Here is a 15,186-nt window from a genome sequence, read left to right as displayed (position 1 = left end):
AAAATCACTGTAAGCCATTTGATTTTTCGGCCTTTTCTAGGCGTAATGGTAGCGCTTGCCTGACATCCCCAAGGTTTGAAGGAGTAGTCTTTTTTGGGAAACCTCTTCGGGTCAAGCAAGCTTGAGAAGATTTTAGCGCTTCCTGTGAACAAACCTGACTCAACGGAGTACCGTTAGACCGCAGGCTTCTTTTTCCCTCGATGCAAGGGCTTTTTTGATTAATTTTTGCACCCGCACGGCGTCGCCGCTTGACTGCTACCTAGCGTCTTTTTTTTGTTAGTCCCTGCCTTTTTAACTCTCGACAGATTGTACTAGAACCGATCGAGCGTACTTGCATAAATCCTGTTCAACATAGTTAATAGACATGATGGATTTCTCCTGAAGATAGCTTGTAGAGCGATTTTGGCGCAGCTATTCCAAAGTAGAAACCCAGTCGGGACAAATTGTTGCTGCAGAAGTGCCGTCAAGGCCTGTACCGAGAACGGGGAGAATTTGACCGAAAGCATCCAGGATACAAGCCCCCGGATTCATCCGTCCAGAAATAAAAAACCTGTATTCGAGAAACTTGTCCCCCGAATTTATCCGTGGGGTCAATGCTTCAATTCTTTAATCTAAAATCTAAAATCTAAAATCGATTGACCCTCGCCATGCAGCACCATGCAGAAGCAATCCCAATACTCGATCGGCGCTCTCATTAGACCAAGCCGAAGCTTGCTATCAACTAGCACTGACAGAACAAAAACTTGGTAACATCGAGAAAACCCAAGAAAATTTTGACCGCGCCGTTCAAGTTTTTAGCGAAATGGACGCCAGCAAACAAGTAGAAAAAGTACAGTTAGCCGCGACACACAAAACCGAAAAAATACCTAATTAATCGAGCAATAAAAGAGAAAATAGATACAATAAACTAAAGCACAACCATAAATTTTGTAGATATGAAACTAAAACGATTGGGACACGTAGCCGTCTGTGTGCAAGACATAGAGAAATCTGCTGAGTTCTATCTAAACTTGGGCATGGAGTTAGTCTGGAAAGATGCAGACTGGGCTTATTTGAAAGCAGGAGAGGACGGACTGGCGCTGTTGAGTCCGAGTTACGACCAAGCAGGGCCACACTTTGGGTTTGTATTTGACGATCGCGCCGAAATGGAATCGGCTTACCAACAACTCAAAGCCGATGGTGTTTCCGTCACCCACATTCACGAACACCGCGACGGTACAGCATCTTTTTACGGCAGAGACCCCGACGGTAACGGTTTTGAATACCTTTACGAACCAGTCTGACTATTCTAGAACTTGCCGATCGCGATCGCACAATAGCCCGATCGCGATCGGCCCGCTGTCACCTCGAACCTTGATTTGTGGTGCCAAATTCGGGTAATGCGCGCACTGTGCACCCTACAGGTCGATTGGTACTCGGTGCCCCGTGCGCACCCTACGAGTTTGGTGTGTCCGCGCACGATGCGGCCGGTTGCTGACGGCCCGGAACCTCCGTACAACTCGCCGAATAAAGTGACATACTGACACCCATGCTTCTACAGTACGGTGTAGGCTGTGAATCCGAACTATATCCAAAACTTCCGAAAATCGGCTCGATAATCTAAAATCTAAAATCTAAAATCTAAAATCCTCATGTTGCAGAGAATACAAGTCAGAAATCGCTGGAAATCCATCTTCAAACCCTGGGAAGAAGCAGACCCTTGGCTGTTTGCCGCTTGCATCGGCCTCACCATCTTCGGGGGAATCATGATCCGCAGCGTCGAAATCAACCAGGGGCTGATCGACTGGTGGCGGCACTGGGTAACTGGCGGAGTCGGCTTGTTCCTCGCCATCATCATTTCCCGCTGTCGCTACCAAATACTGATTCAGTGGAAATGGCCGATTTACATATTAATCAATTTGTCGCTGATCGCAGTGCGTTTTATCGGTACTACAGGGCTCGGCGCCCAACGGTGGATCAACATCGGCGGCTTCTACCTGCAACCGTCAGAATTTGCCAAAGTAGGGATGATTGTCACTTTAGCAGCTCTCCTGCACGACAAGACTGTCCCCACGGTGGGTAATATGTTGAGGATGCTGGCGATTATGGCTGTACCCTGGGGATTGATATTTGCCGAACCAAATTTAGGTACTTCCTTGGTGTTCGGCGCAATCACAATGGGGATGTTTTACTGGGGAAATGTCAATCCCGGCTGGCTGATATTGCTATTCTCTCCTCTGATCTCAGTTCTCCTCAACAACCTGTCTACACCGATTTGGGTAGCCTGGGTAGTTATTGCGGGTATTATCGCTTGGCGAACCCTGCCTTGGCCCTGGTTGGGGACTTTCGGTACTGTGCTGGTGAACGTTGTTTCTGGACACGTCGGACATCTTTTTTGGAATGTGCTGCAGGATTATCAAAAAATGCGTCTGACAGGGTTTTTAAACCCGGAGAAAGACCCTTTAGGCAGCGGATATCACTTGATTCAATCTCGGATTGCTATTGGGGCCGGGGAACTCAAAGGCAGGGGTTTGTTTCACGGAACGCAAACTCAGCTTAACTTTATTCCCGAACAGCATACGGACTTTATCTTTTCAGCTATTGGCGAAGAATTGGGCTTTATTGGCTGCATTTGCGTGCTGTTGGTGTTCTGGATAATTTGTTTCCGGTTGGTGATGATCGCTCAAACTGCTAACGATAATTTTGGTTCTTTGCTGGCGATCGGCGTACTGTCAATGTTGATTTTTCAGGTGTTCGTAAATATTGGGATGAACATTGGCTTGGCTCCGGTTACCGGCATTCCGCTGCCTTTCCTGAGTTACGGGAATGCGTCGCTGCTGAGTAATTTTCTCGCACTCGGACTGGTGGAGGCGGTGGCGAACCAGCGACAGCGCAAGAAGCGTTGGAATTAGGCAATTAGCAATTGCTAATTGCTAATTGCTAATTGCAGGACTTATGCAGAACCTCTATGTTGAGCCTGCACGGCCCAAGAGCGCCTTACCGTGATAATTCGCACATCAAATTACTGTTTGCGTCCAGGACTATCATTGCTAATTGCTAATTGGCAGTTAGAGCCATATCTAGTCCTGTAAAATAACCCTAATAGGTTTGTAGTGAGGACTAAACTCTTCAAAATTTTATGAGGAATTTAGTCCTGACTACAAAGGTGATAACGCTTATTTTATCGGACATGATATGAGTGGATTATATCGTTTCCTTTTGTATCGGAATAATAATTTTAGGAGTGCAGCAGTGCGAGCTTCCCACTCGCTATTGAGGGAGCCAGGCCAAGCGGGACGCACAGCAAAGCAGGGTATAATTCCGATGTTACCCTATTTGATCTTATACCAATTTAATGTGAAGTTGCACATATCTCGATCCCCCTCGCATCCCCCTGATAGTCAGGGGACTTCGATCGGAATCTTGTCCCCCCCTTATTAAGGGGGGCTAGGGGGGATCGGATTCTACGGGGCCTCATAAAAAATTGATATTACTCGTTCATATTCTTGTATGTAGCGACTGCCGAAGGCGAACTCCGGTTTAAATACCGGAATATCCAATACTTAAATACCGTATCCAAGATAACTGGAAAAGTCGCAATGAACAAAAATATGAACTGCCTATTTTCTGGTAGTCCCAAATGCCTCGATAAACCTTCGAGAATTACTTCCCAACCGTGAGGCGAGTGGAATCCGACAAAGATATCGGTAAACAAAATAATTACGAAAGCTTTAGCACTGTCGCTGAGGCCATAAATCACATCGTCCATGAAAGACTTTAAAATCTCAATCTCTTTCTTGTTAGTGAGGATAATCGCGGCAAAGGCTATGCAGGAAATCAAATCGGCAAAAATATTTTTAATTGCTCCACCACTTTCAGAGCCGTATTCCTCCGCTAGCTCAACTGCTTTCTCGGCAATCTTCTTTTCCATTTCCTCTACAGAAAGCGACGGAGCCCTGCCTATTAACTTGTCAAATTTGAGGTGCTGCTCAAATCTCTCTAGTTCTTGGAAGGCTTCTTCTTCCAGGTTAATATTTAGGAATACTGGAGCATTTTGCTTGAGTCGAAAATGGTCAACTACCGGCCCGACTATAAAGTTTTTGGAAAGTTGATTCGTCAACAGCGGAACTAAAATCAAAAGCAAAATAAATCTCAAAGAAATGACTGTTTTTACTTTGGAGTTGCGGAAATTCTTAACTACTTCTTTTTCCGCTTCCGGGTCTAACTCTTTAGTAATTCGATTCAAAGTTCCCAAAAGCGAGCGAGGCAATAAATTGACCTCTTCAGAGTAAATGTCAACCTCGCCCTCGTGAATTTTAACAGAATTAGCTGAACCTTTATGTGCGTCAGGTTGAGATCTGCTATTTGTAGATTTTACCTGCTGATTTACTGAACTGACAACCGGGACAATTGCAGTCGATCTACTATTATTAATATACTTGTCGATGACTCCATCAATAAACTCTAGCTTCTCGAATATAAGGGATGCTCGCTCTTTATTGTCGAGATGTAATCCGTGCTGGTGACGATCGGGGCTGTGTCCAGCCTTCGGCTTTGCCCCCACTCGGTCCGGCAGTTCCAAAAAAGAACGGCTAGCATTAAACTCAACCATTCGGGTTTGGATGACCTTGAGGTATTTTTGCAGTTCGGATTTAAAGTAAGACAGGGTGCTGTGTCCGTAATCTCCCGATCGAGCGGAGATTTGTTGGCCGCCAAAATGATCGTCTTCGATCGCCTTAATTGCTAAGGCAGCATCATAAGCCTGTTCTAGGGCCCTGTCAGGCGTTTCTCGATACCATTGGTGAGCGCTGTAGAGATATTTTAGAATCCTGTGCCAGAGAGAAGTATTCATAGCTAAAGCTGGTTAGTTGGCTGTAGACATTAGTGATTAAAGTATTCACGGTATGGTAACAAATTTACATAAATTGGGAACCGAGGTTTCGGATTCAATTTGGATTGTCGGAGGCACCCGGAGTGGCAAAACCGCTCGTTTAGTTGAGCAGTTCTGCATTTGGAGCCAAACTGTCAAGCCTGTCCCACCAAAAGTTTCAGACGGCTGGCGTTCCGGGCGGCGCCGGGCCCGACAAACTGCCCCAGCAATTTTAGTCTTAGCAGCTAATGGGGACAACCGGCTAGAATTAGCCGATCGCATCGCCGTCGCTACCCAAGGAAAATATACCTTTCACTCAACAACACCCTTCGGTTTTTTTGAGCAGGAGGTATTGCTATTTTGGCCGCTGCTAGTTCAGTCGCTGGAAACACGGGCTCAATTTCCCCTGCGGCTGCAACCTGAAACAGAACTGGAACTTGCCGCGAGACTCTGGCGTCGCGAACTAGACGAAGGCATTTTGCAACAAACAGGGGTAAGCCCAAACCGAATGGTGCGTCGAACACTAGACTTATTACAACTTGCTGCTGTCAGCGGTACGCCGAGAGAAGAGATTCCCAGCATTCTGGAACAGGGATTTGCTGGTGACGGCGGCTCGAACAACCTGTGGACTAGCATGGGAGAGTTGCTGGAAAGATGGCGGGAATGGTGCTTGACGCGGGGGCTGCTGACTTACGGGATTGTTTGCGAACTCTACTGGCGCTATTTGTTGCAGGATGGCACTTACCAGCAGCATTTGGCTTCTAGATACCAAGCTGTGATCGCAGACGATGTTGACGATTATCCGGCGATCAGCGGCCATCTGTTCGATCGAATGCTCGACTTCGGTGCGGCGGGGGCGTTCTCCTACAATCCAGATGGAGGAGTGCGTTTGGGCTTGGGGGCTGACACGGAATACCTAGCCCGGCTCGAAAACCGCTGTCAAAGCGTGGAAAATTTGGACGCAAAAGCGGGTTTAGCCCCAGAGATTGGGGATTTAGCGGTAAGTTTAGCCGTTAATTCTGAGGGTTTTTATCCTTTAGGCTTGAGTTTGCCCAGTAAAGTTCGATCGCTCGAAACCACTTCTCGGGCTCAATTGCTGCGAGAAACCGCCGAAATTATCGTGGATGCGGTGAAGTCAAAAGCCGTGGAACCGCAGGAAATCGCTGTAATTGCTCCGGGGATGGATGCGATCGCCCGTTACAGTTTAACGGAAATTCTGGCGCGAGATCGCATCGCCGCCGTATCCCTCAACGATCAGCGTCCCCTATCGAGTACCCCAGAGATTCGAGCATTGCTGACTTTGTTAGCGTTAGTTTATCCGGGACTCGGCCGTTTAGTCGATCGAGACGGCGCCGCCGAAATGCTGGTAGTTTTGGGTAGCCAGAAACACCGTTCATTGGAAACAGAAGATTCCCACCCCACGTTCAATCTTAAATCTCAAATCCCCAATCAAAAATCGATCGACCAAGTGAGAGCAGGTTTAATCGCCGATCACTGTTTTTGCCCAGATATCGATCGACCTCAATTGCTGGCAATTACAGCCTTTCCCCGGTGGGACAGACTGGGACACCGAGCCGCCGCGGCCTACGAGCAGATTGTGGAGTGGATCGAACAACAGCGGTCGCAACAGCAGGAGCGGCTGTTGCCGAGTCCAATTGCCCTGCTCGATCGAGCTATCCAGAAATTTCTCATGAACGACAGATACCTGCCTTACGATCGGCTATCCGCCCTGCGCGAGTTAATGGAAACCGCCGGCCACTACTGGGAAATACAGGGGCGCCTGCAGCGCGTAGAACCAACAAACGGCGGTGAGTCTGAAACGATCGCCCACTTCATCCAGTTGTTGCGCCAAGGAACCGTCACCGCCAACCCCTTTCCAGTCCGTTCAGAAGGTCCTGAAGCCCAAGCCGTCACCCTCGCCAACATCTTCCAGTACCGCAGCAGCCGCCGCGCCCACAAATGGCACTTTTGGCTGGATGCCGGCTCGCCCCTGTGGCTTAGTGGCGGTGCGGCGACATTGTTTGGTGCTCCCTTATTTTTGCGATCGCAACAGGGGCATCCCTGGCAAACCGAAGAGGAAACGGCTGCCGACCAACAGCGGCTGCGGCGAATTCTGCTAGATTTGTTAAGTCGCTGTTCCCTGCTTTACCTTTGCCACAGCGAACTAGCCGTCAACGGACAAGAGCAAACCGGGCCACTTCTGCCCCTCATTCACAGCTCTGTTTCTTGTCAGCAGTCAGCTTAAGGCATTCGCCTCTTATAGCGGTTCTCAAAAAAGTGAGGTATGCCCTATGCCCACGGAGGCCTATGCCCTATGCCCTATGCCCTATGCCCTATGCCCATGAGTACCTCATCTTTCGCTCGAAAGGCTATATGTATTTGGCAAACGGCCGGAGGAAAGAAAAAAATATCAATCCAAAGATTTTTCTTTTTCCCCTTCTGGATAAATACCCCGGGCTAACTCGAAGCCCGACTTCTACCTTCGAGGGAAATGGGGCGATATTAAAGGATACCCAAAATAGGTATCAAAACGTGCAATCATTAATATTTTTAGATCAAAAGATGCCCCGCTTAAAAAATATCTGTAGCCGTTGCAGTTTTGATTTAGTATGCTAGAAATGATCGGGATTATTAATCAATTTTAAGCCAGATTTGTGGCAACAAACTGATACTAATCAGTTTTTAAAGTTAATCGGTATCGTCGTTTAAAGGAGCCAAAATAATGCCAGGTGCAATCCCAGTAATACCACCAACACCGACTCCAACACCAACAACAGAACCAACACCGACTCCGACTCCAACAACAGAACCAACACCGACTCCAACTCCAACTCCAACTCCAACTCCGACTCCAACTCGGCCTCCCTCCGGGGACGACACATTTGGCGGCATAGACGACACATTGGGCGGAGGCACCTCGCCCGGAATCATCGGCGGCGTAATCCGCGGCGGAGATACCAACGACTCCTTAGTTGGCAGTCCTGGGCCTGACGTGATTTCCGGGCTGCAAGGCAACGACAGCCTGCAAGGAGCAGGCGGCGATGATTTACTATTTGGCAACGACGAGGACGACCTGCTGTTCGGCAATGAGGGCAACGACGTTGTAGACGGCGGTTCAGGACTCGATACCCTGTACGGAGGCAAAGGCAGCGACTGCGTTGACGGGGGAAATAACCCCGACCTGCTGTACGGCAATGACGCCAACGACACGGTAATCGGAGGCGAAGGCAGAGACTCGGCTTACGGCGGAAAAGGCAGCGACAGCTTGCGCGGGGGTTCTGGCGACGATAGCTTTTTCGGCGATCGAGGCGACGACATCCTGTGGGGCGACCAAGGTAACGACTCGCTCTTCGGTGGCGACGGCGAAGACTTGCTATTTGGCAACGAAGGAGGCGACTGGGTCTACGGAAACGCCGGCGGGGACACAATTTTTGCCGGCGAGGGCGGCGACATCGTATTCGGCGGCGACGGCGACGACATCGTGGACGGCGGTGCTGGCAACGACGTTCTTTGGGGCGAAGCAGGCAAAGATATAATATCAGCAGGCGAAGGCAGAGATGTCTTCGTCATCGGTGCATTCAGTTCCCCCAGCGGCAGCAGCAGCAACGGCACTAACCCGGCATTTGTCACTACAGGCGGCCCCGACATCGGCGATGCCGACATTTTCACAGACTTTCGCGTTGGCGAAGATTCGATCGGGTTAAGTGGCGACCTCAAGTTTGAAGATTTGGTAATCTTCCAAAGCGCCGACACCAAAGCCGGCAGCACGATTATTCGCAACGGCGTCAGCGGCGACTTTTTAGCAGTATTGCCTGGAGTGGACAGCAGAACCCTAGAGCGAAGCTCATTTGTAATTGCCCCCAGAGTTCCCGGCAGCGCAACCCCCCTCCCAGGGCCGACGCCGAGTCCGACGCCCACACCGACTCCCACACCGACAAACACTCCGACGCCGACACCGAGTCCGACACCGACACCGACGCCGATGTTCCCGACGCCGACAGACAGTCCGACACCGACACCGACACCAAGTCCGACGCCGACACCAAGTCCGACGCCCTTCCCCAACCAGGCTCCAAGAGCAGTTAACGACAACTTCACCACGGTTTCGGGTCAAGAACTCAGTCTCAACGTTCTGTTCAACGATACTGATCCGGACAAGAACCCTCTGACTGTCACGACTTTTACTCCAACAGCCAAGGGGAAGCTGATTCCCGTGGGCGGCGGCGTATTCAACTACACCCCGAATCCGGGCTTCTCAGGTACTGACAGCTTCAGCTACTCGATCTCAGACGGCAGCGGCGGCACAAGTCAGGCGGTAGTAACCATCAGCGTCAGCAGCCCGCCAAAGCTAGTAATTAACGACGGTGTCGTGGTTGCCAAAAGTGATCCTACCCAGACAATCACCGCCGCCGATTTGTTAGTCACAGATCCCGACAACCCCCCGTCGGAAATCGTTTACACGATTACCAAAGCCCCCGACCCTAACCGAGGATTTGTCCAAAGGGGCACCACCTTTCTCAACGTCGGCAGCAAATTCACCCAAGACGATATCAACAACAACATCGTCAAATACAAATTGCTGGCAGCAGGCGGCAGCGACAGTTTCACGTTTACAGCCTCCGACGGGTCTGCAACTATCGGGCCGGCATCCTTTAGCATCACGGTGGTAGATAATATTGTCGATCGCACCGCAATTGGGGCCAGCTCATTTACAGGCAGCAACCTCAGCGACTTCATCATCGGCGGGGCAGGCAACGATACCCTCTCAGGGGCCGACGGCAACGACATCATCGATGGCAGGGGCGGTAACGACCTCGAATTCGGTGAAGCAGGCAACGACTCGGTGCTTGGTGCTGAAGGCAACGACACCCTCGACGGCGGACTCGGCAACGACACCCTCAACGGCCAAGACGGCATAGACTCGCTGATCGGCGGACTGGGCAACGACCTGATGTTAGGCGGCAATGACAATGACATCCTCTTGGGCGGTGACAACAACGACACCGTTGACGGCGGAACAGGCAATGACTCGATATTGGGAGAATCCGGCGACGACTCGATACTTGGTGGCGCCGGGATTGACACCTTACTTGGTGGCCTTGGCGACGACACCTTCGATGGCGGTGCAGGCGAGGACATCCTCGACGGCGGACTGGGCAGAGACTTGCTCGACGGCGGTATCAATAACGATTCCCTCTCCGGCGGCGACAACGATGACACGTTTTTGGGTGGACAAGGCAACGACACAGAACTCGGAGGTACGGGCAACGACTACCTGTTGGGCGAGGCCGGCAGCGACTCCATGTTGGGCGAAGCGGGCGACGACACTCTCGACGGCGGTGCCGGCAGCGACTGTCTCAGCGGCGCCTTCGGCAATGACTTGGTGTTGGGCGGCGATGACAACGACTCGCTTTCCGGCGGTGCGGGCAATGACATTTTGGGTGGCGGGCTCGGTTCTGACTTGCTCACGGGCGATGCTGGCGATGATTTCTTCTACTACGAAACTCCCAGCGAAGGCGTGGATGTGATTGCTGACTTTAACGCTACGGGCAGTGAGACCGATAGATTCTTGTTCAGGTCGTCAAATTTCGCGGGTTTAACCAACTCAGGAACTACTCTCGATTTCACCAGTTTTATCGTCAGGAATATCGGGTCTGGGGGCGACAACATTAACAAGCAAGAAGTCATTTTGTTTGAATCTAAATTTGACAACGCTCAAGCAGTAAATGCAGTGTTGAAGAATCAAAACGGTTCGAGCAAAACGGGAGCTTTCTTCGTGTACCTGAACAATACTTTTAACAAGTACGTTCTCGGCTTCGACCCGAATATGGCAGATGACAGTCTCCCAGCTTTCGATTTGGCAGTGTTGAATTCTATTCCTACAGTACCCGGAGCGCTCAGCACCGTCATTACTGCATCTGACTTTAAGTTTATTTAGTAGTTTTTGAGTAGCGTCGCAAGGAGGCGAAACAATGCCCGGTGCAATACCAAGAGTTTTACCCCAACCGTCCCCGATGACGACACCGACACCGATGACGACACCGACACCGGAACCGTCGCCGGAACCGTCGCCGGAACCGTCGCCGTCCCCGGGGACAACACCGTCGCCGATGACGGGGACAACACCGTCGCCGATGACGGGGCAGGGCACGGGGATTTCGATCACGCCGGTGCCGCGGCCAACTTTGACAGTTCCCACGCCTCCCCCACAGCCACTTTTTGTCGATGGCTTAGTTGTCGGAAATGAGGGGAATAACTATTTAATCGGCAGCTTGTTCAATGACACGATTTCCGGGGGTGGCGGCGACGACACGCTTCTGAGTCGGGACGGGGACGATAGAGTCAAGGGCGATGACGGTAACGATTATCTCAACGGTGGCGCTGGTAAAGATATCGTTGAGGGCGGGCGCGGCAATGACACGGCGCGGGGCGGCAAAGGCGATGACTTGGTTTCTGGCGACGAAGGCGATGACACGGGTTTTGGTGACCAGGGCAATGATATTGTCGTGGGTTCTGAAGGCAACGACTCGCTGTACGGCGGTAAAGGCAATGACTGTCTGCGCGGAGGTGGCGAGGATGACCTGATTTTTGGCGACAAGGGCAGTGACAATCTTTTTGGCGACACGGGTAATGACTGCCTGATCGGCGCTGCTGGCAATGATATTTTGTTGGGCTCCGAGGGCGGGGATGTCATCACCGGCGGTGTTGGTAACGATACTGGTGACGGCGGCGAGGGTGATGACCTGATCTTCGGGGGTGACGGCAATGATTGTTTGTCTGGGGGGCGTGGGGATGATATTCTTTCGGGCGATCGCGGGTCTGATACTCTGACAGGAGGCGAGGGCTCGGATATCTTTGTTCTCGGTAGGGTGGGCACATCGACTGATGCCAAAGCGTTTCTCACTACTGGCGGCCGCGAAATCGGCGATGCTGATGTAATTACAGATTTTAATGCGGGAGATTCGATCGGTCTGGCTGGAGGTCTGAACTTTACAGAGTTAGAAATTTTCCAGGGTCAAGGCTCGAATTCTAGCAACACGATTATTAGGGACAAGCGAACAGGGGAATTTTTGGCGGTGTTGATTGATGTTCGATCGAACTCGCTAGATGAATCTCGGTTCACTACAGGTCAAATACCGCGCGTAAACGACAATCCCTTCACCATTGAGGGGACAACAACGAGTCCCACAACCGGGACCACAACGAACCCGACAACCGGGACCACAACGAACCCGACAACCGGGACCACAACGAACCCCACAACCGGGACCACAACGAACCCCACAACCGGGACCACAACGAACCCCACAACCGGGACCACAACGAACCCCACAACGGGAACCACAACGAACCCCACAACGGGAACCACAACGAACCCCACAACGGGAACCACAACGAACCCCACAACGGGAACCACAACGAACCCCACACCAGGGAGCACAACTCCCACACCAGGGAGCACAACTCCCACACCAGCGACCACAACTCCCACACCAGCGACCACAACTCCCACACCAGCGACCACAACTCCCACACCAGCGACCACAACTCCCACACCAGCGACCACAACTCCCACACCAGCGGGGACAACTCCGAATCCAACACCAACAACAGGGACATTGCCGACACAGGTTCCGAGTCCGAGTCCGACTCCGACGACGACAAGTCCGACTCCGAGTCCGAGTCCTTCGATCGTCCCGACTCCAACTGCGGCGCCCCCACCTCCTCCGCCTTTCAGCGGGGGGCCGACTCCGCCCAGTTTTACATCTCCGACTCCTAACCAGCCGCCGATCGTGGAAACTGGCAAAACGCTGACTGGTTTGCAGAATTTGCCTCTGTCTCTGAGCATTTCGGCGCCCAGCGACCCGGAGGGCCAGCCGCTGTCGATCGGGGTAGTAGGACTTCCCAATCCTACTTTCGGTCAAGTAATTACCGGTACGCAGCCGCTCGGCCTGAACCAAAAATTGACGGTTCAGGAATTGCTCGGGCTGAAATTTCAACCTGCAACTAATGCGATCGGGCAAGCCGGCTCTTTCAGCTACAGCGTAGCTGACGACCAAGGCGGCACGGCTGCAGCGTCAGTGGCGATTAACATCAATTCTTTCGATACCTCCGTAACTGTTCCAACTACCCGGTCGCCGATTGCTGTCAATGACGGCATCGTATTTACAAATACGAATAATTTGCTGCCCACTTTCATCGACGTGCTGGCGAACGATTCCAGCCCGCAAAAAGGGCAGCTCAACATTATCAATGTCGGCACACCGAAACTGGGGATAGCGGTAAATCTTGTCTCTCAAGTGCAATTCATCCCCGGCAACATAGCGGGTACAACTGCTTTCACCTACAGCGTCAGCGACGGATTCGGGACAATTCCGGGTACAGGTACTATCACCGTTCAAATCTTGCCGGCTGATAGCGGGCCTAACAATTTGGTTGGGGGTTCTTTGTCAGACAATTTTAACGGTTTCGCGGGCAGCGATACTATTGATGGTCAAGGCGGCAACGATACGATTAACGGCGGTTTGAATAACGACGTGCTCGTAGGCGGCCCCGGCGCAGATACCATGACGGGGGGCGGCGGCAGCAATCAATTCCGCTATACCAGCCCAGCAGATGGTGGGCCGGCCTTTAATGCTGCTTCTGCAGCGGCAATCGAGGCTGCGATCGCGGCGGGCGGATACGATGTGATTACTGATTTTACCGACCTCGGTGTGCCGATCGCCGATCAGTTTAATTTTGCCCCCGGATTCCCGAATCTGGGCGGTAACACCCAAGTTCTGCTGAATGTGCAGACAACAGTTTCTGCAAATATTCTGGGAGGAAGTGCTTTCTTGTTTGCCTACGATTCCGGTGGCAATACTTACATCATTTATGACGGCAATGGCAATAACCTCACCGGCAGCGATTCTCGCATTTTGGCGAAGTTAAATGGTGTAACAGGGGTTTCTTCTCTTTCGGGATTTGACTTTACTTTTATCTAAAAAGATAAGAGGTTTGAAACCGCAGATAAACACAGATAAACGCAGATTTTGTAGGCAGTTTATCTGCGTTAATTTGCGTTCATCTGCGGTCAAAAATTAAATCTGATTATCTTCAGAAAACAATGCAAACAAAGGAGCGAGAATAGTGCTGAAAACACAGATGCTGGCTTGTACTCAGTAGGCAACTCCACACTTTTATCTAGGAATATAAGAGGTGTTAAACCGCAGATAGACGGAGATAAACGCCGACTTTTTTTTCAGTTTATCTGCGTTAATTTGCGTTCATCTGTGGTGAAAAATTAAATCTCATTTTCCTCAGAAAAAAGTCCCAATAAAGGACCGAGAATAGCGCCGAAAACAAAGCCGCCGGCGTGGGCCCAGTAGGCAACTCCCCCGGATTCCATGCCGACACTTGCCGGGGCATTTAAGGAAGCCAACCCACTCAATGCTTGCTGTGCAAACCAAAATCCTAGAAAGAAGAAAGCGGGGACTCTGACGGTGGTAATAAAGATTCCCAAGGGAAGCAGTGTCAGAACTTTGGCTTGGGGATATCTGAGAATGTAAGCTCCCATCACGCCTGCGATCGCGCCGCTAGCACCCAGGGACGGAATGGCTGATGTTGAGGAAAAATACCACTGAGTTAGTGATGCTAAAACGCCGCAAGTAAGGTAAAATATTATAAATTTGACGTGTCCTAAACGGTCTTCTACGTTGTTGCCAAAAATCCACAGAAATAACATATTTCCGGCAATGTGGAGAAAGCCTGCGTGCAGGAATTGGGAGCTAATTAGTGTCGTCCATTCGGGAAATTGCGAAACTGGCAGAGCAACCCGACACATATTGCTTAACTGGCAAGGAATTACCGCCCAAGAGTAGAAGAATTGGGTTAATTGTCGATCGGGCAAAGTGAGTTCGTACAAAAATACTAATATGTTTGCGGCAATCAGCCCGTAGGTGACGTAGGGAGTGATAGTAATGGGATTGTCATCGCGTAAGGGAACCACAGCCTTTTTTCCTCATCAAAATATTGGCAACACAATAACGCATTTATCGCCCTGGTGTCTCCTGTCTAAAGGAAGAGGGAACAAGTCAATCGATTTTAGATTTTAGATTTTAGATTTTAGATTAAAGAATTGAAGAATTGAAGAATTGAAGAAAGCGACGCACCCTACAGAGGATCTGTGTAAGTTATGATTCAAATCCCGAAAAGCTTATAACAAACCTGCTGTTTCGTACAAAAGCCGGATTGTATTGAGGATTTTTTGCCCGTATAAGGAGCGCGAATTAAATAACTTACAATTTTAATTGTTATTGTGGGATGGGCGTCCCGCCCGTCCAAAAAGGACGGGCGGG

General features: G+C 50.8%; 8 protein-coding genes. 5 read left to right on the top strand and 3 right to left on the bottom strand.

Features of this window, described 5'->3' with window-relative positions:
- Positions 1-411: 411 nt before the first annotated feature.
- On the bottom strand, positions 412-594 hold the full coding sequence (locus ACUVJL_RS33920; RefSeq protein ID WP_445249848.1) for a hypothetical protein: 183 nt from the start codon (positions 592-594) through the stop codon (positions 412-414).
- A 341-nt stretch (positions 595-935) separates the two neighbouring features.
- On the opposite strand from ACUVJL_RS33920, the gene ACUVJL_RS33915 reads away from it, so the two are divergent.
- Positions 936-1,283 (top strand): VOC family protein, encoded by a 348-nt coding sequence (locus ACUVJL_RS33915; protein WP_445249847.1) that lies wholly within the window; start codon positions 936-938, stop codon positions 1,281-1,283.
- A 348-nt stretch (positions 1,284-1,631) separates the two neighbouring features.
- Positions 1,632-2,891: a rod shape-determining protein RodA gene (gene rodA / locus ACUVJL_RS33910; protein ID WP_445249846.1), complete on the top strand. Its 1,260-nt coding sequence runs from the start codon at positions 1,632-1,634 to the stop codon at positions 2,889-2,891.
- Between the two features lie 578 nt (positions 2,892-3,469).
- Here rodA and ACUVJL_RS33905 read toward each other — a convergent pair.
- Entirely contained in the window at positions 3,470-4,831 is a 1,362-nt protein-coding gene (locus ACUVJL_RS33905; protein WP_445249845.1) for a proton extrusion protein PcxA, read from the bottom strand.
- Positions 4,832-4,883: 52 nt separating this feature from the next.
- Here ACUVJL_RS33905 and ACUVJL_RS33900 point away from each other — a divergent pair, with 52 nt between their 5' ends.
- From ACUVJL_RS33900 to ACUVJL_RS33890, 3 genes are all read left to right on the top strand, one after another.
- Positions 4,884-7,094: a recombinase family protein gene (locus ACUVJL_RS33900; RefSeq protein ID WP_445249844.1), complete on the top strand. Its 2,211-nt coding sequence runs from the start codon at positions 4,884-4,886 to the stop codon at positions 7,092-7,094.
- A gap of 477 nt (positions 7,095-7,571) precedes the next feature.
- The gene (locus ACUVJL_RS33895; protein WP_445249843.1) at positions 7,572-10,787 is read left to right on the top strand and encodes an Ig-like domain-containing protein; all 3,216 of its coding nucleotides are present in this window, start codon (positions 7,572-7,574) and stop codon (positions 10,785-10,787) included.
- Positions 10,788-10,821: 34 nt separating this feature from the next.
- Positions 10,822-13,833, top strand: coding sequence for a calcium-binding protein (locus ACUVJL_RS33890; protein WP_445249842.1), 3,012 nt, complete (start codon positions 10,822-10,824; stop codon positions 13,831-13,833).
- Positions 13,834-14,132: 299 nt separating this feature from the next.
- Here the strand turns inward: ACUVJL_RS33890 and ACUVJL_RS33885 are convergent, their stop codons facing one another.
- Positions 14,133-14,837, bottom strand: coding sequence for a rhomboid family intramembrane serine protease (locus ACUVJL_RS33885; protein ID WP_445249841.1), 705 nt, complete (start codon positions 14,835-14,837; stop codon positions 14,133-14,135).
- Positions 14,838-15,186: the final 349 nt, after the last annotated feature.

The organism is Microcoleus sp. OTE_8_concoct_300 (genome assembly GCF_031383065.1).
Classification (GTDB): Bacteria; Cyanobacteriota; Cyanobacteriia; order Cyanobacteriales; family Microcoleaceae; genus Microcoleus.
Note: the sequence above shows the minus strand (reverse complement) of the source record. Positions and strands in the feature narration are given on the sequence as shown.

What these genes read in the sequence shown, in the direction of transcription:
- ACUVJL_RS33915 (WP_445249847.1), top strand. Translation starts at nt 936, where the DNA reads ATGAAACTAAAACGATTGGGACACGTAGCCGTCTGTGTGCAAGACATA.
- rodA (WP_445249846.1), top strand. Translation starts at nt 1,632, where the DNA reads ATGTTGCAGAGAATACAAGTCAGAAATCGCTGGAAATCCATCTTCAAA.
- ACUVJL_RS33905 (WP_445249845.1), bottom strand. Translation starts at nt 4,831, where the DNA reads ATGAATACTTCTCTCTGGCACAGGATTCTAAAATATCTCTACAGCGCT.
- ACUVJL_RS33900 (WP_445249844.1), top strand. Translation starts at nt 4,884, where the DNA reads ATGGTAACAAATTTACATAAATTGGGAACCGAGGTTTCGGATTCAATT.
- ACUVJL_RS33895 (WP_445249843.1), top strand. Translation starts at nt 7,572, where the DNA reads ATGCCAGGTGCAATCCCAGTAATACCACCAACACCGACTCCAACACCA.
- ACUVJL_RS33890 (WP_445249842.1), top strand. Translation starts at nt 10,822, where the DNA reads ATGCCCGGTGCAATACCAAGAGTTTTACCCCAACCGTCCCCGATGACG.